Source organism: Kluyvera ascorbata ATCC 33433 (assembly GCF_000735365.1).
GTDB lineage: Bacteria > Pseudomonadota > Gammaproteobacteria > Enterobacterales > Enterobacteriaceae > Kluyvera > Kluyvera ascorbata.
This window is the reverse complement of record NZ_JMPL01000052.1, coordinates 1-21,101: the sequence shown is the minus strand read 5'-3', so window position 1 is coordinate 21,101 and position 21,101 is coordinate 1. Positions and strand designations below refer to the sequence as shown.

The 21,101-nt window shown below is 52.6% G+C and carries 20 protein-coding genes, 2 tRNA genes and 1 pseudogene; 18 read left to right on the top strand and 5 right to left on the bottom strand.

Features of this window, described 5'->3' with window-relative positions; genetic code table 11:
• Positions 1-143 precede the first annotated feature (143 nt).
• The 4 genes from GKAS_RS13480 to tsuB all read left to right on the top strand — a co-directional run bounded on the left by GKAS_RS13480 (position 144) and on the right by tsuB (position 4,204).
• Entirely contained in the window at positions 144-965 is an 822-nt protein-coding gene (locus GKAS_RS13480) for an SDR family oxidoreductase (RefSeq protein WP_035894860.1), read from the top strand.
• A gap of 418 nt (positions 966-1,383) precedes the next feature.
• Positions 1,384-2,742 (top strand): APC family permease, encoded by a 1,359-nt coding sequence (locus tag GKAS_RS13475; RefSeq protein ID WP_035894859.1) that lies wholly within the window; start codon positions 1,384-1,386, stop codon positions 2,740-2,742.
• 171 nt (positions 2,743-2,913) lie between these two features.
• Positions 2,914-3,969, top strand: a complete 1,056-nt coding sequence (gene tsuA / locus GKAS_RS13470; RefSeq protein ID WP_035894858.1) for a thiosulfate utilization transporter TsuA/YeeE — start codon at positions 2,914-2,916, stop codon at positions 3,967-3,969.
• Between the two features lie 10 nt (positions 3,970-3,979).
• A complete protein-coding gene (gene tsuB / locus GKAS_RS13465) occupies positions 3,980-4,204 on the top strand; it encodes a thiosulfate utilization sulfurtransferase TsuB/YeeD (protein WP_035894857.1) in 225 nt (74 codons plus the stop codon).
• Positions 4,205-4,288: 84 nt separating this feature from the next.
• Here tsuB and sbcB read toward each other — a convergent pair whose 3' ends face one another.
• Complete coding sequence (gene sbcB, locus GKAS_RS13460) at positions 4,289-5,713, bottom strand: exodeoxyribonuclease I (protein ID WP_035894856.1); 1,425 nt, start codon at positions 5,711-5,713, stop codon at positions 4,289-4,291.
• Positions 5,714-5,760: 47 nt separating this feature from the next.
• Positions 5,761-6,015 carry a hypothetical protein gene (locus tag GKAS_RS25110; RefSeq protein WP_167540418.1) on the bottom strand — a complete coding sequence of 85 codons (255 nt, stop codon included), beginning with the start codon at positions 6,013-6,015 and terminating at the stop codon, positions 5,761-5,763.
• Between GKAS_RS25110 and dacD the strand changes: the two genes are divergently transcribed.
• The 6 genes and pseudogenes from dacD (at position 5,927) to cobT (ending at position 11,408) form a co-directional block, all read left to right on the top strand.
• On the top strand, positions 5,927-7,093 hold the full coding sequence (gene dacD / locus GKAS_RS13455) for a serine-type D-Ala-D-Ala carboxypeptidase DacD (RefSeq protein ID WP_035894855.1): 1,167 nt from the start codon (positions 5,927-5,929) through the stop codon (positions 7,091-7,093). The genes GKAS_RS25110 and dacD overlap by 89 nt on opposite strands.
• Positions 7,094-7,265: 172 nt before the next feature.
• A complete protein-coding gene (locus tag GKAS_RS13450; protein WP_035894878.1) occupies positions 7,266-8,324 on the top strand; it encodes an FUSC family protein in 1,059 nt (352 codons plus the stop codon).
• A 201-nt stretch (positions 8,325-8,525) separates the two neighbouring features.
• The gene (locus GKAS_RS13445; RefSeq protein ID WP_035894853.1) at positions 8,526-8,846 is read left to right on the top strand and encodes a DUF496 family protein; all 321 of its coding nucleotides are present in this window, start codon (positions 8,526-8,528) and stop codon (positions 8,844-8,846) included.
• Positions 8,847-9,045: 199 nt separating this feature from the next.
• Positions 9,046-9,591 carry a bifunctional adenosylcobinamide kinase/adenosylcobinamide-phosphate guanylyltransferase gene (cobU, locus tag GKAS_RS13440; protein WP_035894875.1) on the top strand — a complete coding sequence of 182 codons (546 nt, stop codon included), beginning with the start codon at positions 9,046-9,048 and terminating at the stop codon, positions 9,589-9,591.
• Entirely contained in the window at positions 9,588-10,328 is a 741-nt protein-coding gene (gene cobS, locus GKAS_RS13435; RefSeq protein WP_035894851.1) for an adenosylcobinamide-GDP ribazoletransferase, read from the top strand. The genes cobU and cobS overlap by 4 nt, the downstream gene beginning before the upstream one ends.
• A gap of 28 nt (positions 10,329-10,356) precedes the next feature.
• Positions 10,357-11,408: pseudogene (cobT, locus tag GKAS_RS13430) on the top strand (nicotinate-nucleotide--dimethylbenzimidazole phosphoribosyltransferase).
• 3 nt (positions 11,409-11,411) lie between these two features.
• Here cobT and GKAS_RS13425 read toward each other — a convergent pair.
• Entirely contained in the window at positions 11,412-12,302 is an 891-nt protein-coding gene (locus tag GKAS_RS13425; protein WP_035894850.1) for a LysR substrate-binding domain-containing protein, read from the bottom strand.
• A gap of 122 nt (positions 12,303-12,424) precedes the next feature.
• On the opposite strand from GKAS_RS13425, the gene GKAS_RS23465 reads away from it, so the two are divergent.
• Positions 12,425-12,943, top strand: a complete 519-nt coding sequence (locus GKAS_RS23465) for a hypothetical protein (RefSeq protein WP_051910767.1) — start codon at positions 12,425-12,427, stop codon at positions 12,941-12,943.
• A 44-nt stretch (positions 12,944-12,987) separates the two neighbouring features.
• On the opposite strand, the gene GKAS_RS13415 is transcribed toward GKAS_RS23465, so the two are convergent.
• Positions 12,988-13,063, bottom strand: a tRNA-Asn gene (locus tag GKAS_RS13415).
• A gap of 6 nt (positions 13,064-13,069) precedes the next feature.
• Between GKAS_RS13415 and GKAS_RS25575 the strand changes: the two genes are divergently transcribed.
• The 3 genes from GKAS_RS25575 to GKAS_RS13405 all read left to right on the top strand — a co-directional run bounded on the left by GKAS_RS25575 (position 13,070) and on the right by GKAS_RS13405 (position 14,908).
• Positions 13,070-13,249 carry a DUF5951 family protein gene (locus GKAS_RS25575; RefSeq protein WP_220182504.1) on the top strand — a complete coding sequence of 60 codons (180 nt, stop codon included), beginning with the start codon at positions 13,070-13,072 and terminating at the stop codon, positions 13,247-13,249.
• Positions 13,225-14,691 carry an EmmdR/YeeO family multidrug/toxin efflux MATE transporter gene (locus GKAS_RS13410; RefSeq protein ID WP_035894849.1) on the top strand — a complete coding sequence of 489 codons (1,467 nt, stop codon included), beginning with the start codon at positions 13,225-13,227 and terminating at the stop codon, positions 14,689-14,691. Before GKAS_RS25575 ends, GKAS_RS13410 begins: the two co-directional genes overlap by 25 nt.
• A 141-nt stretch (positions 14,692-14,832) precedes the next feature.
• Positions 14,833-14,908: transfer RNA gene (locus GKAS_RS13405), tRNA-Asn, on the top strand.
• A 91-nt stretch (positions 14,909-14,999) separates the two neighbouring features.
• Here the strand turns inward: GKAS_RS13405 and GKAS_RS13400 are convergent.
• Complete coding sequence (locus GKAS_RS13400; protein WP_035894848.1) at positions 15,000-16,448, bottom strand: AMP nucleosidase; 1,449 nt, start codon at positions 16,446-16,448, stop codon at positions 15,000-15,002.
• A gap of 187 nt (positions 16,449-16,635) precedes the next feature.
• On the opposite strand from GKAS_RS13400, the gene ldtA reads away from it, so the two are divergent.
• From ldtA to GKAS_RS13380, 4 genes are all read left to right on the top strand, one after another.
• Positions 16,636-17,568 carry a L,D-transpeptidase gene (ldtA, locus tag GKAS_RS13395; protein WP_035894847.1) on the top strand — a complete coding sequence of 311 codons (933 nt, stop codon included), beginning with the start codon at positions 16,636-16,638 and terminating at the stop codon, positions 17,566-17,568.
• A gap of 79 nt (positions 17,569-17,647) precedes the next feature.
• The gene (locus GKAS_RS13390) at positions 17,648-18,589 is read left to right on the top strand and encodes a Gfo/Idh/MocA family protein (RefSeq protein ID WP_035894845.1); all 942 of its coding nucleotides are present in this window, start codon (positions 17,648-17,650) and stop codon (positions 18,587-18,589) included.
• Positions 18,590-19,420: 831 nt separating this feature from the next.
• Entirely contained in the window at positions 19,421-20,566 is a 1,146-nt protein-coding gene (locus GKAS_RS13385) for a DUF8093 domain-containing protein (protein ID WP_035894843.1), read from the top strand.
• Positions 20,567-20,581: 15 nt separating this feature from the next.
• Positions 20,582-21,082, top strand: a complete 501-nt coding sequence (locus GKAS_RS13380; RefSeq protein WP_035894841.1) for a YrhA family protein — start codon at positions 20,582-20,584, stop codon at positions 21,080-21,082.
• The last annotated feature ends 19 nt before the right edge of the window (positions 21,083-21,101 follow it).

Genomic DNA, 21,101 nt, shown 5'->3' with positions numbered 1-21,101 from the left:
TTTAACCTAAACCACTTTTGTCATTGAACGCAAGCGCTTTTTACATTCATTAAATCAATTCATGTAGCGACTATAAATTGTCAGTTTTATCGTGGTGGCGTAGCCTTATTAAGGTAGTTCGGCAAGAACCAGGAGATAGCGCAATGAAGAAAGTGGCAATCGTCGGTTTAGGGTGGCTGGGTATGCCGCTGGCGCTGTCGTTGATGGCGCGTGGCTGGCAGGTGACCGGCAGTAAAACGACTGAGGACGGCGTGGAAGCAGCACGGATGTGCGGGATTGATAGCTATCCGTTGCGGCTCGATCCACAGCTGGTGTGCGAGGCCGATGACCTCGATGCTTTAATGAACGTCGACGCATTAGTGATTACATTACCGGCGCGTCGTAGTGGCCCGGGTGAAGATTTTTACCATCAGGCGGTGCAGGAGATTGTGGACTCGGCGCTGGCGCATCATATTCCGCGCATCCTCTTTACCAGTTCGACGTCGGTGTACGGTAATGAAGAGGGGACGGTAAAAGAAATCTCTCCGCGCAATCCTGTGACGGCGAGCGGACGAGTACTAAAAGAGCTTGAGGATTGGCTGCATCAGCTACCGGGAACGTCGGTCGATATTCTGCGTCTCGCAGGGCTGGTGGGGCCGGAACGTCATCCCGGCCGTTTCTTTGCTGGAAAATCGGCTTCTGACGGCCAGCAGGGCGTAAATCTGGTGCATCTGGACGATGTGATTGCAGCTATTACGCTATTGCTGCAGGCACCGAAAGGCGGTCACATTTATAATATTTGTGCGCCAGGGCATCCAGCCCGCGGTGTGTTTTATCCGCAGATGGCCCGTGAGCTGGGGCTGCCGGTGCCCGTTTTTAGTGACAGCGGTAAAGGGCAGGGGAAAATCATCGACGGCAGTCGAATCTGTCGTGAATTAGGCTTTGAATATCAATTCCCAGACCCCCTGCGGATGCCTCTGGAGTAGCAGTTTGTAATAGCCACTCATTTATGTAACATATATATAGATACAAAATTTGTAGGGTTATTGATTGTTGTTGGCTCAGCTGTTTTAGCAAATCGTGCTATAAATCTGAGGCGTGCTTTATAGATTGCTTGTTAATCAGCCAGTTGGATGAGAACTCGCATTATTCCTTCTCTCATCGGCTTGTGTTTTTGCATTCGTTTGGTGCAAAATATGTCGAATGTAAAAAATGAGACTAACCGACGTGATTGCCACGTCGGTTATTTTTTTACATCAAAACAACCATCCAATAAAAGAGGCCGGGCTTCGTACCGGATAGATATTTACTTAAAAAACGACAGTTGTTGTCGCTGAGGAAACAGAAAAAAAATGGGGCAATTTTTCTTTTTTGCACCGGCAGTCGCCGAACAGGGGGCTCACCGTGTCAAATAACGTTACTCCAAACACCTCTCGCGTGGAATTGCGTAAAACGCTTACGCTGATTCCGGTTGTCATGATGGGCCTGGCCTATATGCAGCCAATGACGCTGTTCGATACGTTCGGTATCGTATCTGGCCTTACAGACGGTCACGTTGCAACGGCGTATGCCTTTGCGCTGATCGCTATTCTCTTTACAGCGCTAAGCTACGGTAAGCTGGTTCGCCGGTTCCCGTCCGCTGGCTCTGCGTACACCTATGCTCAGAAATCCATTAGCCCGGTCGTTGGCTTTATGGTGGGCTGGTCATCACTGCTGGACTATCTGTTCATGCCGATGATCAACATTCTGCTGGCTAAAATTTACTTTGAAGCGCTGATGCCTTCTGTACCATCGTGGATCTTTGTTGTCGCGCTGGTGGCCTTTATGACCATCTCTAACCTGCGCAGCATCAAAGCCGTGGCGAACTTCAACACGCTGATTGTGGTTCTGCAGATGGGTATCGTGGCGGTTATCGTCGGCCTTATCATTTACGGTGTGATGCACGGTGAAGGCGCAGGTACGCTGACCAGCACCCGTCCGTTCTGGTCTGAAGGCGCGCACGTTGTGCCGATGATTACCGGTGCGACCATTCTGTGCTTCTCGTTCCTGGGCTTCGACGGTATCTCTTCTCTGTCTGAAGAGACTAAAGATGCAGAACGTGTGATCCCGAAAGCGATTTTCCTGACCGCGCTGATTGGCGGGATGATCTTTATCGGTGCATCTTACTTCCTGCAGCTGTACTTCCCGGACATCTCTCGCTTTAAAGATCCGGATGCGTCTCAGCCAGAAATCATGCTGTACGTAGCGGGCAAAACCTTCCAGTGGGGCGTACTGATCTTCTCCAGCGTCACCGTACTGGCATCAGGTATGGCGGCACATGCGGGCGTATCGCGTCTGATGTACGTTATGGGCCGTGACGGCGTGTTCCCGAACAGCTTCTTCGGTTACGTGCATCCGAAATGGCGTACCCCGGCGTTCAACGTGCTGCTGGTTGGCGCGATTGCGCTGCTGGCGATTAAATTCGACCTGGTAACCGCAACGGCGCTGATCAACTTCGGTGCGCTGGTGGCATTCACCTTCGTTAACCTCTCCGTGATCTCTCAGTTCTGGATCCGTGAGAAGCGTAACAAGACGTTGAAAGACCACTTCCAGTACCTGGTGCTGCCAGTGTGTGGCGCGCTAACCGTTGGCGCACTGTGGATTAACCTGGAACAGAGCTCAATGATTCTGGGTCTGATCTGGGGTTCTATCGGCCTGCTGTACCTGGCATGCGTGACCAAGCGTTTCCGCAACCCGGTACCACAGTACGAAGACGTCGCATAATTTGCGAGTGCTGAAAAGCGAAACCGGAGGCCATGTGCCTCCGGTTTTTTTTCGTCTGAATAACAGAGAATTAATAACCATCAGGAATAACATAGAGTTTTTGGTTATTGGAGACCAAAGACACGGTCGGGAATAATTTTACGACTGATAATATTGGGTTAATTAATTCTTATGTTGCACATGATAATAAGCGGAATACTCTGCGGCGCCTTATTGGGATTCGTTATGCAGCGCGGTCGCTTCTGCCTGACCGGCGGTTTCCGCGATATGTATATCACTAAAAATAACCGCATGTTTTACGCGTTATTAATCGCCATCTGTATTCAAAGCGTGGGCGTTTTTGCGCTGATTCAGACCGGTCTGGTGCAGTATGACGCAGGTGCGTTTCCGTGGTTGGGCACCGTCGTCGGCGGCTTCGTCTTTGGTATCGGTATTGTCTATGCAGGTGGATGTGCCACCGGGACTTGGTATCGCGCCGGGGAAGGGCTTATCGGTAGCTGGATTGCGCTGATAACCTACATGGTGATGAGTGCTGTGATGCGCTCGCCTCACGCTGCGGGTCTGAATAAGTTTCTTGGTGAACATACCACCGCGCACAACGGCATCGCGGAAACCCTCAATATCTCCGTCTGGCCGATTATTGCGCTGCTGGTGGTGGTCACGCTCTGGTTTGTACGCAAAGAGCTGCGTAAACCAAAGCTGAAAGTGGCTTCGTTGCCGCCACGCCGTACCGGTCTGTCGCATCTGCTGTTTGAAAAACGCTGGCATCCGTTTTTCACCGCGGTGTTGATTGGTCTGATTGCGCTGCTGGCGTGGCCGATGAGTGAAGCGACGGGCCGTATGTTCGGTCTGGGTATCACATCGCCTACCGCCAATATTTTGCAGTTCCTGGTGGGCGGTGACAGCAAATACCTTAACTGGGGCGTGTTCCTGGTGCTGGGCATTTTCATCGGTTCCTTTATTGCTGCCAAAGCCAGCCGTGAATTCCGCGTGCGTGCCGCCGATGCGAGCACGACGCTGCGCAGCGCCGGTGGTGGTGTGTTGATGGGCTTTGGCGCCAGCATTGCCGGTGGGTGTTCTATCGGTAATGGCCTGGTCATGACCGCGATGATGACCTGGCAGGGCTGGATTGGCCTGGTATTTATGATCCTTGGCGTGTGGTGTGCGTCCTGGGTGTTATATGTTCGCCCGCAGCGGAAAGCCAAACTGAAATCCGCGACGGCATAAGGAGCTAAACATGGTTGTGAAGAAACTGGATGTGGTCACCCAGGTGTGCCCGTTCCCATTAATTGAAGCGAAAGCGGCGATGGCTGAACTCGCCAACGGCGACCAACTGGTGATTGAGTTTGACTGTACCCAGGCGACGGAAGCGATTCCACAGTGGGCGGCAGAAGAGGGTTATACGGTGACGGATTACCAGCAGTCCGGCGATGCGGCCTGGACTATCACCGTACAGAAGTAAATATGTTGCCCTACGGGGCAAAGCGACGTCGGGTTCTGGTTGCGAGCAATCCCGGCGTCGCTTCGCTCGGCCGGGCTACAAGGGTTAAACAATCTCCTGCGCGTACTGATACAGCGCCTTCAGCAGTGACAGCTTTTCCGCATTCCCTTCATATTGCCCATAGAGCATTTCGAGCTCCTGCGCGTAAGCCTGTAAAAACTCCGGAGTAAAGATCTGCCGACGGTGCTCTAACCAGCGCTGCTGCTCGTGTTCATCGAGCGTACCGGGGAAATTTCGCGCCCGATAGTTAAACAGCAATTTCTCAATACGTTTATCCGCGAAGGTAATATCCAGCGCGGGAAGGTTGCGTGGCTCGGTCTCCAGCACGATTTTCATCGCTGCCCTGTCGGCATCGCTAAAGAAGCCGTTATAGAGCTGGGCATCGACGTTCTCCGACGGTACAAACGGCTCGGCTTCGGCAAAAATCGCCACGGCTTTCTCGCGTACCTGCGGATTTTCACGCAGCGTTTTCAGATTATCCAGACAGTGTTGACGGTTGATTCCCAGGCGGTCGGCATCTTCCGGGCGCAGGGTGTTGGCCTGGGCCAGCACCGGGCACTTATTCAGATGAACCAGCTTAATCGGAACCGGAGCATTATCGCCAAGATCAGCTTTTGCCGTATAGAGACGCTCGCGCAAGGAATCAACATCAAGCTCCAGCAGTGGGCTGATATCACCAGCAAGATCCACCATGATAACCGCGTTGCGGTTATCCGGATGCCATGCCAGCGGTGCGACCCAACTGGTGTTACCGCGCCACGCGCCGAACATCCCGGAGACGTGCACCAGCGGCTTCATCTGCGGCACATCGATCAGCGTCATCAGCTTGTTTTTACCGCGATAGGCATAGAGATAATCAAATAGCTTAGGCTGCTGCGTTTTCACCAGTTTCGCCATGGCGATGGTGGCATAAACGTCGGCCATCGCATCGTGGGCGTTGCTGTGTTCAATGCCGTTGGCTTTGGTTAAATGCTCGAGGCGGAAGCTTGGCAGGCCGTCGTCGTTTTCTGGCCAGTTGATTCCTTCTGGGCGCAGAGCGTAACAGGCGCGCATTACGTCGAGCAGATCCCAACGTGAGTTGTGGTTTTGCCAGCTCCAGGCATACGGGTCATAGAAGTTGCGATAGAAGATATTGCGCGTCACTTCATCGTCGAAACGAACGTTGTTATAGCCCACTACGCAGGTATCCGGGACGGTGAAAATATCGTGGATACGCTTAGCAAATGCGGCTTCGTTATCGCCTTTCGCGCGCGCTTCCTGCGGTGTGATACCGGTTATTAACACCGCTTCGGGCTGCGGCAGATAATCCTCAGCTGGCTTACAGTAAAAAACCTCAGGCTCACCGATTATCGTAAAATCTTTATCGGTACGAATGGCGGCGAATTGCGCAGGGCGGTCGAGGGAAGGGCTGGTTCCGAAGGTCTCGTAGTCGTGAAACAGGAATCCCGGCGCGCTTGAAGTTTCTTGCATGGCGTTAACAGTGTCCGTCTATGGCTTTGTTGCTCATGGTAAACGATTTAGCGGTGCATCAGAAGGGCGTTAACCGAATCTGGAAGCGGGCGCGCAGGGTATTTTTTCACGCCCGAGACGAGGAATGTCATATTTTCTTGCAATTTAAGCCTGTCACAAAGCACGAACTTCCGTAAAAAGGACGACGAATTTGTGAATGTTGAGGATTTACCGTTGAAAGCCCGTTTTCTTATTGCCGTTTCTTTGCTCGCTTCGAGCGTTTCCTGTGCCTTTGCTGGCGAATCCGCGATACCTTCCGTCACCCCTCCGCCGATTAAAGCTGGAGCCTGGGTCCTGATGGATTACACCACTGGGCAAGTTCTGACGGCCGGTAATGAGCACCAGCAGCGTAACCCCGCGAGCCTGACCAAGCTGATGACCGGCTATGTAGTGGACCGTGCCATCGACAGCCATCGTATTACGGCCGATGATATGGTGACCGTGGGCCGCGATGCCTGGGCGGCGGGTAACCCGGTGTTTAACGGCTCTTCACTGATGTTTCTTAAGCAGGGCGACCGTCTGAGCGTTCGCGATCTCAGCCGAGGGCTGATCGTCGACTCCGGTAACGATGCCTGCGTGGCGCTTGCTGATTATGTCGCGGGCGGACAGCCGCAGTTCGTCAAAATGATGAACGACTACGTGCAGAAGCTGAATCTGCGCGATACCCACTTTGAAACCGTACATGGCCTGGATGCGCCGGGGCAGCACAGCTCCGCCTATGACCTGGCAGTGCTCTCCCGCGCGATTATTCACGGCGAGCCAGATTTCTATCATATGTACAGTGAAAAGAGCCTGACGTGGAACGGTATTACCCAGCAGAACCGTAACGGCCTGCTGTGGGAAAAATCGATGAACATCGATGGCTTGAAAACCGGTCATACTTCCGGTGCGGGCTTTAACCTGATTGCTTCCGCGGTTGACGGCCAGCGTCGTCTGATTGCCGTGGTGATGGGCGCCGACAGCGCGAAAGGGCGCGAAGACCAGGCGCGCACGCTGCTGCACTGGGGTCAGCAGAATTTTGATACCGTACAGATTTTGCAAAACGGTAAGAAAGTGGGCACCGAGCGTATCTGGTACGGCGATAAAGAGAACATTAACCTGGGCACGGATCAGGATTTCTGGCTGGCGTTACCAAAAGCCGAAGTGCCGAATATCAAAGCCAAATACGTGCTGGATACCAAAGAACTCGATGCACCGATCGCCGCGCACCAGCGTGTAGGCGAGATACAGCTGCTCGATCGCGATAAGGTTGTCGCACAGTGGCCGCTGGTAACGCTGGAAAGCGTTGGCAAAGGCGGGTTGTTCTCGCGCATGAGTGATTATTTACATCACAAAGCCTAACCAAGCGTTGCTCGTCCGGGCTACTTGTTTCATGTGTAGCCCGGAGGAGGTGCTTTAGCGCCGACTCCGGGGCGGCTCGGTGCAAAATCCCGGCGTCGCCTTGATCGGCCGGGCTACTTTCTTCATGCAGGAGCAGGTACAATTCGCGCTTTAGTCTTGTCGGAGAGTGGGTGTGCGTCCGGATAAGTCACTCAGCCCTTTTGAAATTCGTTTATATCGTAATTACCGCACCGTGCACGGGGCGCGTATCGCTCTGGCCTTTGTACTGACCTTTTTGCTGGTCCGCTTGCTGGATATCCCTGACGGCTCCTGGCCGCTGATCACGCTGGTGGTGGTGATGGGGCCCATCTCTTTTTGGGGTAACGTGGTGCCGCGTGCGTTTCAACGCATTGGTGGGACGGTGTTCGGCTCGGCTCTCGGGCTGATAGCCCTGAAGCTTGAACTCTTCTCTTTGCCGCTGATGCTTATCTGGTGCGCTGCGGCGATGTTCCTGTGCGGTTGGCTCGCGCTGGGCAAAAAACCATACCAGGCGCTGCTTATCGGCATTACTCTCGGTGTGGTAGTTGGCGCACCGGCGGGCGATATGACCACCGCGCTGTGGCGAAGCGGCGACGTTATCTTTGGCTGCCTATTGGCGATGCTCTTCACCGGTATCTGGCCGCAGCGCGCTTTTATCCACTGGCGAATCCAGATGGCTTCGTTTGTGACCCAGTTTAACCGTATCTATCAGGCGGGACTGTCACCGAATCTTATCGAGCGACCGCGTCTGGAAAAACATCTGCAAAAAGTCCTCAACGACGTCGTGAAAATGCGCGGTCTGATTACGCCTGCGAGCAAAGAAACGCATATTCACAAGGGTATTTTTGAGGCCATCCAGACCGTGAGCCGCAACCTGGTGTGTATGCTGGAGCTGCAAATTAACGCCCACTGGGCATCGCGCCATGGTCACCTGCTGATGCTCAACGCCCATACTCTCCGGGAAACGCAGCTTATGACGCAAGACACGCTGCTGGCGATTGCCCACGCGTTGTACGAAGGCAATCCACGTCCTATCAAGGCAAACAGCGAAAAGCTCAACGAAATTGTCGCGGAGCTGCGTCAACTGGTAAATGAATACAAAGACGACAATCTGGCTGAGACCTCCATTCATGGCTACGTCTGGTTAAGCATGGAATTGGCGCGTCAGCTGGAATTATTATCGAGTCTGATGTGCCGCGCGTTGCGTAAATAAAAGACAGATGCACGCGCTTTTGCGCCAGGTTGTTTCGATTCAGCTAGATTTAGGGTTATGATGAACCCAAAGTAAAAATGATTGTTTGCTACAACGGCAGTACGAAAAATCATACAGGTTGAAGGGTATATGACTAATGTGTACCTTATCGTGTAGCCGTTGTTTAACGAATCCGACTCTCAACATATCAGGGGTATAAAAATGGAAACCACGAAACCTTCGTTTCAGGACGTACTGGAGTTCGTACGTTTGTTCCGTCGTAAGAACAAGCTGCAGCGTGAAATTCAGGACGTTGAGAAAAAGATCCGTGACAACCAGAAACGCGTGCTGCTGCTGGACAACCTCAGCGACTACATCAAACCAGGCATGAGCGTTGAAGCTATTCAGGGCATCATCGCCAGCATGAAAGGCGACTACGAAGATCGCGTTGATGACTACATCATCAAAAATGCCGAGCTGTCCAAAGAACGCCGCGACATCTCCAAGAAACTGAAAGTGATGGGCGAGCAGAAAGGCGAGTAACCGTCATTAACGGGTGGTTGCTTCGTCGCCACCCGGTCTTTGTTTTATTCCTTCCAGTCCCTCTCCTCTTCGACAATCCAGTGACATCGCGAGCAATGCGGAGTATAAAGCTTTCTGTTTGATATATTAGCCACAGTGATGTGGGAACGTATTGATATCAAAGGATCTCGCCTACAATGCAGCAACATCTGGAAGCGCAATCATGATTCTGGTAACCGGCGGCGCGCGCAGCGGAAAGAGCCGTCACGCTGAAACGTTACTCAGCGGCTCGCCTCGAGTTTGCTATATCGCCACTTCGCGGATTTTCGATGCCGAAATGGCCGAGCGCATTCAGCACCATCGGGACAACCGTCCTGCACACTGGCGCACCGAAGAGCGCTGGCAGCACCTTGCCGACATCATCACGCCACATAACGATCCTGCAGAAGCCATTCTGCTGGAGTGCATCACGACGCTTGTGACCAATATTCTGTTTGCCTCGGGTGACGAGCAGGAGATAGATAATTGGGACTTCACGGCGCTTGAGGCGAAGGTCAATGTGGAAATCGATGCCTTGATAGCCGCCTGCAAGCGCTGCCCATCGCCAGTTGTGCTGGTGACCAATGAAGTGGGAATGGGCATCGTGCCCGAAAATCGTTTGGCCCGGCATTTTCGTGATATCGCCGGGCGTGTGAATCAAAAGCTGGCGCAGGCGGCAGATGACGTCTGGCTGGTGGTTTCAGGGATTGGAGTCAAAATAAAATGAGTCGACTTTTTTTCGCCACACTCTCTTTCATGAGCCGTCTACCGGTGCCACAGCGCTGGTCGCAGGGGTTGGATCTGGACCGCTACGTGAGCGGTGTTATCACCTTTCCCGTAATTGGCCTGCTGTTAGGTGCGATTAGCGGCCTGGTGTTTATAGTGGTTCAGGCCTGGTGCGGCATTCCTCTGGCTGCATTCTTTACCGTACTGGCGCTGGCGCTGCTGACCGGCGGCTTCCACCTGGATGGTCTGGCGGATACCTGTGACGGTATTTTCTCCGCGCGCCGTCGCGAGAAGATGCTGGAGATTATGCGCGACAGCCGCCTTGGCACCCACGGTGGATTGGCGCTGATTTTCGTCCTGCTCGCGAAAGTGCTTACCCTGAGTGAGCTGGCGCTGCGAGATGTCCCTATGCTGGCGGCTATTGCCAGCGCCTGCGTTGCTGGCCGCGCGGCATCGGTGCTCATGATGTACCGCCACCGCTACGCGCGTGAAGAGGGGTTAGGGAACCTGTTTATCGGCAAAATAAGCTTCCGCCAGACGTGGGTTACTCTGGTGATTGCGGGTGCGCTGGTCACTGCAATGCTCGGCATGCATGGCCTGCGGGCACTGCTGGTGGCCTTTATCGGTATCTTTATCCTGGGTCAACTGCTTAAGCGTACGCTAGGCGGTCAAACCGGCGATACGCTGGGGGCAAGTATTGAGCTGGGCGAAGTGATTTTCTTGCTGGCGCTTTTGTAAGCCAGCGTATGACAATGTGGGAATAACAATGCAAACACTGGCTACACTGCTGGCCGCTATCCCTGAAATGGATAGCGCCGCGATGGCGCATGCGCAGCAGCATATTGATGGGCTTTTAAAACCTACGGGCAGCCTTGGGCGGTTGGAAGAACTGGCGATACAGCTAGCGGGCATGCCCGGGCTTAAGGGCGCGCCGCGCGTCGATAAAAAAGCGATTCTGGTGATGTGCGCCGATCATGGCGTGTGGCATGAAGGCGTCGCGATTTCACCGCAGATAGTGACCGCCATTCAGGCTGTTAATATGACGCGTCACAATACCGGCGTTTGCGTGCTTGCTGCGCAGGCGGGGGCGGACGTGCATGTGATTGACGTCGGTATTGATGCTGACCCGATCCCCGGCCTTATCGATATGAAAGTGGCCCGCAGCAGCGGCAATATTGCGCAGACCGCCGCCATGACCGCTGAGCAGGCGCAAACCGTACTGCTGTCGGCAATCAACTATACCCGCAGTCTGGCAGAGCAGGGCGTGACCCTGTTTGGCGTTGGTGAACTCGGCATGGCCAACACCACGCCAGCGGCGGCGGTGGTTAGCGTTCTGACCGGCAGCGAGCCGGAGGCGGTCGTGGGCATTGGCGCTAATCTGCCGCATGAGCAGTTGACGCATAAAGTTGAGGTTGTCCGCCGCGCGATTGCGGTAAACCAGCCCGATGCAACTGACGGGCTTGATGTGCTGACCAAATGGGGGGTTACGATCTGCTGGGGATGACCGGCGTGATGCTGGGTGCAGCCTCCTGCGGCCTGCCGGTCGTGCTGGATGGCTTCCTGTCATACGCTTCCGCGCTGGCGGCCTGCCGAATGGCACCTGCGGTAAAACCTTACCTGATCCCTTCCCATTTCTCGGCGGAGAAAGGGGCGCATATTGCACTGGAACATCTGGAACTCAAACCGTATCTGCATATGGAGATGCGTCTGGGGGAAGGAAGCGGTGCGGCTATCGCGATGCATATTGTTGAGTCTGCTTGCACTATGTACAACCGCATGGGCACCCTTGCAGGCAGCAATATTGTGCTGCCTGCCTAAAGGTTACGCTCCAGCCATTTGTCGTAAAAGCCATTCGCGTAGCGCCGTAATATCCTGGCGCTGCGCGTTCTCTTCGGTTGTCACCAGATAGTAATTTGCGCCAGACAGTGACATGTCGAACGGCATCGTCAGTACCCCACGTTGCAGTAAATCCCTCGCCAGTAGCTCGCTAGCAATGACCGCGCCTTGCCCTGCGACCGTTGCCTGTAGTGCATGCGTTTCATCGCTGAAGGTCAATCCTGCCTGAAGGTTCAAGTCCTGAGGCCCATAGCGCTTTTTCCAGTTAGCCCAACTAGGTTCATCAGCAGGGACATGACGATTTTCGACGTGGAAAAGCGTCACGCCGCATAGGTCTTCGGGCCGTTGAAGCGCCAGAGCAGGACTTGCCACCACGATAAACCTATCGGCATGCAGAAGCGTGCAGTGCAGCGCGGATTCCGGCGTTTCACGATAGCGGATCGCCACATCCACGGTACGCTGGCTGAGATCGACACGCTCAACGCTGGTATGCAGCCGCAGGTCGATGGTCGGGCATTCGGCTTTAAACTCCGCAAGCCTCGGCACCAGCCAGTGGGTGAGGAAATTGGAGGTGGTGGTCACCGTCAACGCGGGTGGCTGCTGGGTCTGAAGCACCTGCGCGGTAGCCTCTTCCAGCGCGCTAAAGGCGCGTTGTGTACCGGCATAAAGTAGTTTACCGCTTTCGGTCAGGCTGACGCCCTGCGCACTGCGTTCACAGACCCGACACTCCAGCACCGACTCTAGCAGTTTAATTTGATGGCTGACCGCCGTAGCGCTCACGCCAAGTACCTCTGCGGCACGTTTGAAGCTCAGCTGTTCAGCCAGCGCATGAAAGGCGCGCAGCGCGCCGAGCGGTGGCAATCTGACTTTTCTCATGGGTGAGTTTTTCTCATCTATGGCTGAAAACTATGAGTTTGTTTTACCTATTATCGCGGCAGTAGTCTACACGGCATGTGAAAGGTGATGAATTAATCTCATGGTCGCGTAAGGAGCGAGAAATGAACGTATGGGTAAACGGTAATGTGCCGAAAACCGAAAAGCGCGCAGGGCGGGCGATAGCGCTAAGCACGGCTATTGCCGCTGCGGGCCTGCTGATAAAGCTCTCGATAATGGTGAATGTCACAATGTGCCTGATACAGCTTGCCGCGCTGGGCGTGAGTTTTGCGGCCGGGGTGATGTTGGTCAATAAAGGTGGCGTAGCGCGCTATGGGTTTATGCTCTCGGCGGCGGGCTGGCTGCTGGTGCTATTGACCTTGCTGGGTGGGCATATGGGGGCAATGCTGTTGCCGGGCATCGTCGTGGGTGGTCTGGGGTTAGGGCTGGCTCATGGGCCATTTCATTCCAGCAAGAGCAATATCAGCGTGTGGAGCAGCGTGGCAGCGCTTGGAGCGGCATGGTTAATCCAGGCGAATTCGGCACCGGGTGTTAATGGCTACGGCTTTGCCTTTGCGCTGTTGATTGATTTGGCGTTACTGGGGGCGATACTGGTCAGCATTGCGGAGCGTGAGGAAGTTTAAAAAGCAAGAAGCCTGCTTAGTTTCCTAAGCAGGCTTCTTAAATGTGGCTCCTCTGACTGGACTCGAACCAGTGACATACGGATTAACAGTCCGCCGTTCTACCGACTGAACTACAGAGGAATCGTTGTGGAGTCGTATCTTAGCGGCGAAAAAACTTTTGTCAAACACCAATTCTCGTCTTGTGATGCGATTGCCTATTCCATCAACAATTTGTCGCCATTCCCAACAAATTTTAAGGAAAAATGCTTTGCAGGATCGGCATTTCTCAATCATCATTTGAAATGGAGTTTCAACTTTCTGATCTAAGGCCCATTTTGAACGTCACCGCCGTACTTCGCCAGGCAGTCACACGCACGCCCTGGTACAAAAAACGTAAAAGTTATCGAGTGCTCTTCTGGCGTGAAATCACCCCCCTTGCCGTACCTATTTTTCTGGAAAATACCTGTGTTTTATTGATGGGGGTGCTGAGTACCTTCCTCGTGAGCTGGCTGGGTAAAGAGGCGATGGCGGGCGTGGGTCTGGCCGACAGCTTCAATATGGTCATCATGGCCTTTTTTGCCGCTATCGACCTTGGTACTACGGTGGTGGTTGCCTTCAGTCTTGGCAAGCGAGATCGCCGTAAGGCGAGGGCAGCTGCGCGGCAGTCTCTGGTTATCATGACCATCTTTGCCACCATTCTGGCGGCGGTGATTCACTATTTTGGCGCCGGGATTATTAACATTGTGGCTGGTGACGCCACGGAAGAGGTGAAAGGGCTGGCGCTGACCTACCTTGAACTGACCGTACTGAGCTATCCGGCGGCGGCGATTGCGCTCATTGGCAGCGGTGCGTTGCGCGGGGCAGGGAATACAAAAATCCCGCTGATGATTAACGGCGGGATGAACATCCTCAACATTATCATCAGTAGCTTCCTGATTTATGGCGCATTCTCCTGGGACGGTATGGGGTTTGCCGGGGCAGGTCTGGGGCTAACTATTTCTCGTTATATTGGCGCGGTGGTGACCATTATTGTGCTGATGGTTGGCTTTAACCCGGCGCTGCGCATTCCGCTCAAAAGCTATTTCAAGCCGCTTAACTTCGCCATCATCTGGGAAGTGATGGGGATTGGTATTCCGGCAAGCGTGGAGTCGGTGCTGTTTAACGGCGGTAAATTGCTAACGCAGATGTTTGTGGCCGGAATGGGGACCGACGTTATCGCCGGTAACTTTATCGCCTTCTCGGTGGCGGCGCTGATTAACCTGCCGGGGAACGCCCTGGGTTCGGCATCGACCATTATCACCGGTAAACGTCTTGGTACCGGGCAGCTTGCCCAGGCAGAGCGTCAGCTACGCCATGTGTTCTGGATGTCGACCATCGTGCTGACGTTGATTGCCTGGGGTACCGCACCGTTTGCCGGGCTGTTTGCCTCGTTCTATACCCACGAGCAGGATGTTAAAGACGTGGTGAAGATTCTGCTGTGGATGAACGCGGCGTTTATGCCTATCTGGGCGGCGTCCTGGGTACTGCCCGCGGGCTTTAAAGGAGCACGAGACGTACGCTTTGCCATGTGGGTCTCCATGCTGAGCATGTGGGGCTGTCGCGTGGTGGTGGGTTATGTGCTGGGTATTCTGTTGGGCTGGGGCGTAGTCGGTGTCTGGATGGGGATGTTCCTCGACTGGGGCGCACGCGCGGTGCTGTTCTACCGTCGCCTTATCACCGGCCGCTGGGCGTGGAAATACGCGAAGGCAAAGAATACTGATGCGGCGTAACGGCCTGATTGCGGGGAAAATCGGCAAGAAAAGTCAGTTTTCAACCGAATCGAAGAATTAATCGGCAAACGATTTATTTTGTGCAAATCAGGCTTTGACAACAATGGGGTACATCGATAATATGCGCCTCGTTCACACGATTCCTCTGTAGTTCAGTCGGTAGAACGGCGGACTGTTAATCCGTATGTCACTGGTTCGAGTCCAGTCAGAGGAGCCATATTTAAGAAGCCTGCTTAGGAAACTAAGCAGGCTTTTTGCTTTTCTGCGTCTGGTAAAAAAAGCCGGACGAGCGTCCGGCTGGGGTTGGCTTAACGGAATGGCGGTTCGTTGAAGGTGCGCAGTTTGCGTGAATGCAGGCGGTCGCCTTCGGCGCGCAGCAGGTCGATGGCCCGAATGCCAATCTGCAGGTGCTCTGAAATCGCCCCTTCATAGAAACGGTTTGCCTGACCGGGCAGCTTAATCTCGCCGTGCAGCGGTTTGTCGGAGACGCACAGCAGCGTGCCGTACGGTACGCGGAAGCGGTATCCCTGCGCGGCAATGGTCGCACTCTCCATATCAATCGCCACGGCGCGGCTCAGGTTGAAGCGTAACGCCGATGCGGAATAGCGCAGCTCCCAGTTACGATCGTCGGTGGTAACCACCGTCCCGGTACGCAGCCGCTGTTTAACCTCTTCGCCCGGCATACCGCTAACCTGCTTGGTCGCGTCATAGAGCGCGCGCTGTACCTCGGCAATGCTCGGGATCGGAATATCCGGCGGCAGCACGGCGTTCAGTACGTGGTCGTCGCGCAGATACGCGTGTGCCAGCACATAGTCGCCAATCGACTGGCTTTCGCGCAGGCCGCCGCAGTGGCCGATCATCAGCCAGACGTCTGGACGCAGCACCGCCAGATGGTCGCAGATGTTTTTAGCGTTAGACGGACCCACGCCGATGTTGATCAAGGTGATACCTTGTCCGTCTTTGGTGATCAGGTGCCAGGCCGGCATCTGATGCTTTTTCCACGCGAGGTCGGAAATGGCCTCTTCCGGCGCTTCGGTGTCGGCGGTAATCCAGATTCCTCCGGCGCAGGAGAGTGAAACATACGGGCTGTCCGGGTCGAGGATCTGGCTGCAGCCCCAGCGCACAAACTCATCGACGTAGCGGGTGTAGTTGGTGAACAGGACAAACGGCTGGAAGTGCTCGACCGGCGTGCCGGTATAGTGACGCAGGCGCGCCAGCGAGAAGTCTACGCGGCGAGCGTCAAAGTGCGACAGAGGATAAAAATCGGTGGCGTGGGTTAGGCCATCCGCCGTTTCGTCGCCAATCTGCGATAGCTCGGTGGTTGGGAAGACACGCGTGAGATCGGCGCTCATCGAACGGTCGAGGTTGAGGCCGTCAATCACGTAGGGATAAGGAATCTCATGCTGTGACAGGCCAACCTCAATATGCGCGTCGTAGTCTTCATGCAATAGACTTAGCTGTTCGAGCAGGTAGCTGCGAAAAAGCGTCGGGTGCGTGATGGTCGTGGTATAGCAGCCGGAGTGGGTAAAACGACCAAAGGCGCGCGTTTTTTGCGCCTTATGCGCGTTGCCGCTCCAGGAAACAGAAAGCTGCGGGTAGACAAATAATCCATTCGCGCGTGCTTCAGCACTGGGTAGCGAGCGGTCGTCAATAAAAAGACGAATAGCGTCACGTAATGCACTTACCGATTGATCGTACAGCGCCTGGAGTTTCTCCAGCGCCTGTTCTGGGGTCAGACTCACACCCGTATTACTCATCGTTCGCTCCTTGTGTGCGGCTTTTCCCGATAGTATGCCAGCCGATGATGAAACAAAAGCGTATGCCAGTTTCAATGTAACAACTGATTAACCTTTAACCGGATGATTTCTGATACGGTTAAACGCAACGCCATGGGGCAAAAAAGCTATAATCAATCCACATCTGCCGTGAATTGAGGAAAGGGAAATGAAACCTCGTGTAAAACTCTTGTGTGCGTTAGCGCTGGCCTTTAGTAGCCAGAGCGCGCTGGCTGTGACCTATCCGCTTCCACCGGAAGGGAGCCGTCTTGTGGGCAGCACGCTGAACATCACGGTGCCGCAAGATAATCACCTGCCGCTGGAGGCCTTTGCCGCGCAGTACGGACAGGGGCTGAGCAATATGCTGGAGGCGAACCCGAATGTGGATGTCTTCCTGCCAAAATCGGGTTCCACGCTGGTGATGCCGCAGCAATTGATTTTGCCAGACACGGTACGTCGGGGGATTGTGGTGAACGTCGCTGAAATGCGGCTGTACTATTATCCGCCTGAAGGGAATACCGTCGAGGTGCTGCCGATTGGTATCGGCCAGGCCGGACGAGAAACACCGCGCAACTGGGTCACGGCCGTTGAGCGTAAGCAGGAAGCGCCTACCTGGACACCAACGGCAAACACCCGTCGTGAATATGCCAAGCGCGGTGAAAGCCTGCCGGCTTTTGTTCCCGCAGGGCCAGATAACCCGATGGGGCTCTACGCCATTTATATCGGTCGACTTTATGCGATTCATGGCACCAATGCGAACTTCGGTATTGGGCTTCGCGTCAGCCAGGGCTGTATCCGTCTGCGCAACGACGATATTAAATACCTGTTTGACAACGTGCCGGTGGGGACGCGGGTGCAAATTATCGACCAGGCGGTGAAGTACACTACCGAGCCTGACGGCAGTCGCTGGGTGGAAGTTCATGAACCATTGTCGCGCAACCGCGCAGAATATGAATCTGATAACAAAGTTCCGTTGCCAATTACGCCTGCACTGCGTAGTTTTACTCAGGGTGAAGGCGTAGATGGCAGCCGGGCAAGAGGGGCGTTGGATAGACGCTCCGGTATGCCTGTGAACATCAGCGCCTCGCATAACGCGTTATAAGTCTGCTTATATTCAGAGCCAGAAGCCCGCGATTGCGGGTTTTTGACTTTTTAACCAGGGTTGGCGGAAGGAGCATTGAATGAGTGATGTTGTGAACTGGGGCGTTCTTGGTTATGCCCGAATCGCGAAGAATTCCATTATTCCTGCTATTGCGCGTGCCGATAACGCTCGCGTCTACGGGGTGGCTTCCCGCCATCGGGATGAACTGCCGGTCGGTGAATGGCAAAAAAGCTACGGTGACTATGCCGCACTGCTGGCCGACGATGCGATTCAGGCGGTCTATATTCCTCTGCCGAACTCGCTCCACAAAGAGTGGGTTATCCGGGCGCTGGAAGCGGGTAAGCACGTGCTGTGCGAAAAACCGATTGGCCTGACCGCTGATGAAGCGCGCGAAATGCAGCAGGTGGCAAAGCAGCACAACCGTCTGCTGATGGAAGCCTTTATGTATCAGTACACCGACCGGGTGCGGGTTATTAAGCAGGTGCTTGAGAGCGGTGAACTGGGCGAACTTCGCCATATTAACGTTTCGTTCCGCTTCCTGCTCGACCGACCTGGCACCATCAAAATGCAGCCTGCGCTCGGCGGCGGCGCGCTGTATGACGTCGGCTGCTATCCGGTGAACTTTATCGGTATGGTGACGGGTCGCCTGCCGGTGAGCTGCAAAGCGGTGAGCGAAACGGAGCAGGGCGTGGACACTAACCTGTCTGCGCTGCTGCAATATGACGATGGTTTGATCGCCAATATCCACTGCGGCTTTAACGCCTTTGGTCGTAACTACGCGGAAATCATTGGGACGAAAGGGATGCTGGTGGTTGATAAGCCGTTCCTGGATGACGCGGGAACGCTGTATTTGCATACCAATGAAGGCGTGCGTGAACTGCCGGTCAGCGAATCAGATCGCTATCAGGCAGAAATCCGCCACTTCTCCAGTGCGATCCTCAACGAGCCGTCGCGGTTAATCCCGCTCGATGAGACCGTCCGCAATATGCAGGTGCTGGATATGATCCGCGCTGCGCTATAGTGCATCTGGCCCGGCGAGGGGGCTGCCGGGCTGCTTTAGTGGGAAATCCGCAGGAATGGTCCTGGGAGGAAAAGGCCCCAAATGTTGTTGCTGTTTTTAAATGTAATGTCTCTCACATTATAGATTGCTGTTCTGACCGCAGGTAAATATGACAATTAGCTTTGTGCCACAAGCAAACTTCCATAGAGAGGTTCCTGGCATATTCGGACTTACTGCCAGTTCTGACGGAAGTATTCTTCACATGTTATTAAGCTGGCACTCGTTAACAGACCCCCTGGGCCTACCCGGGTTCGTTCGTACCTTCTTGATCAACAAGAAGAATATCAGCAAAGCTATGCTAAATAGCTGCGTCTAATACCGCTACATCTGCTATTTGCAGGTATGTGATATGTTGCATAAGGACAACACACCACAGGCTCAATGCAGCGTGGTTAGACAGAAAAATGGCCCCAATGCCTTACCCTACATGGGTTAAACGAAAGTGGAGCACTATTCCGCGCAGTTATTTAGCTATATATGACAGAAAACACGTTTTTAGCTCCAAGTGAAGATAAATATCGCCCTGAAAATTTCTCATAGCAGATAAGCAAGTTTTTCAGCACCCAAAAGATAAAGCCAAAAGCACCGATAGAAGAAAGAAAACATTTAAACCCGCATAAGAGAAGAATTGAAAGAAAGTTATTATGCCTTTCCACCTATCGTTACTTCCAGCTTGTGGCGATATTACACATGCAAATAATAAATGTTTTGGTTGTGCGCATTCACAATATAAATAATTGACCACATAGCGAGCAATGCTAACATAATCCCTTAACATTGCGAGGGATCTACATGCACGATTTCAGATTATTGATGGTATGGGATGCAGCAAGAGAGCTTAGCCCGGAAAATTTCCAATACATACTGAGGCCAGAAGTAGCTTTTGAAAGAGCAAGAATTTACTACGATCTTGATTCTGACAACTACTCTCACTTTAGCCTCCAACAAATGCCAAAGCGGAAGAGCGGATTTATCACCTCCTTTTCAACTAAGTATGATCGTAAACGTAATGGTATGTATGACGGTGCTTATGATCATACACAGCATAATATAGATATTGGCTGGTTTATTGGAATAGATGAATCCGAACAATGGGATTACTTTAAGCATCCATTCTATTTTGATGAGAAAGGTGATCTTATCTATGATTGCTTTATGAGTCATTGGCATGAATGGTTTGAGATGAAAGTTAGAGATACTTACGGAAAGTGCTTAGATAGCCATCAGGGAAGGAAACCAGCACCAACACAAAAGATTCATTATTCAGATGCTCCAATACAACACGCTCAAGCCACCAGAACGATTAACAGTAAAGCAGCAGGACGTTTGTTAGCTGCTGGCGGCATTTATAATGGAAACATTGAAGGATTCAGGAAAACTGCAGAGCAATTAGGCGGTGACGCTGTACAGGGTTATGACCAAGTATTAAATGAAAAAACAGCAGGTACAGCGATAGCAGCGGCTTCAATCCTTTTAGCTAAAAGATCTAATACTAAACTATATGAAGAGATGAATAATTACTTAGGAAAGTTAAGAGGTGAAACTAAGTTGCTTGGTGGATTGGAAATTAAGCAAATTAACTATATTAAGCGCGATCCTACTGAAGCAGCAGCTTTAAGACGCGAGTTTAATAGCTCTATCAGGAAGAGCTTCCTTAAGGATATAGCTGGTACACCGGAAGCTGCAAGCAAGTTTAATCCGTGCGATTTATTGCGTATGTCAGAAGGTGGTGTTCCTGGCGGTTGGAGCGTTCACCACAAGTTACCGTTAGATGATAGTAGTACTAACGCTTTTGATAACCTGTCATTGGTTGAAAATGAACCATTCCATAAAGCGCTTACCAATATGCAATCATCTGTAACAAGAGGTATGATAGTAGGTGAGAGTAAAGTAACACCGTGGGCTGTGCCAACTGGTTCAATTTATCCGCTAAATTAATTATTAGGAATTAAAATGAGTAATAATATTAGTGAAATTCTGAATTCTTTAAAAAGCAAAATGACCGATTGGAATTATCCAATAGAAGAGCCTATCACAGACCAATACATAGAGAGTATAACTAAGCGAAAATCAACTTCTAGCTTAAGCCCAATTCTTGAAAAACTTGGTGATGAAGTTTTTATATTATTCGTAAATCATCCTGATTATGTTACTTTCTTGGAAACAATGGATGGATTTGAATTTGATGGGCTGATCTTGTTTAGCCTATCCATACCAGAGCCATTAGTAAGAAATTTGTTTGTGATGAATGATTTTTACAGGGGTAATGATGATTACATCAATCCTGATTTAAGTGAGCGAATAGTTATTGGCAATGACAGCATTTCTATATTTACGTACGACAGTAAAACAAATCTGTTTGAAATTAGAGATAATGTAGGTACTGAAAATGTCTTTGGTTCATTTTCGAACTTTACAGATTTTCTATCAGAAATATTAGCTACTGTAGCTTAAGTTACAGAAGAGCTAGAAT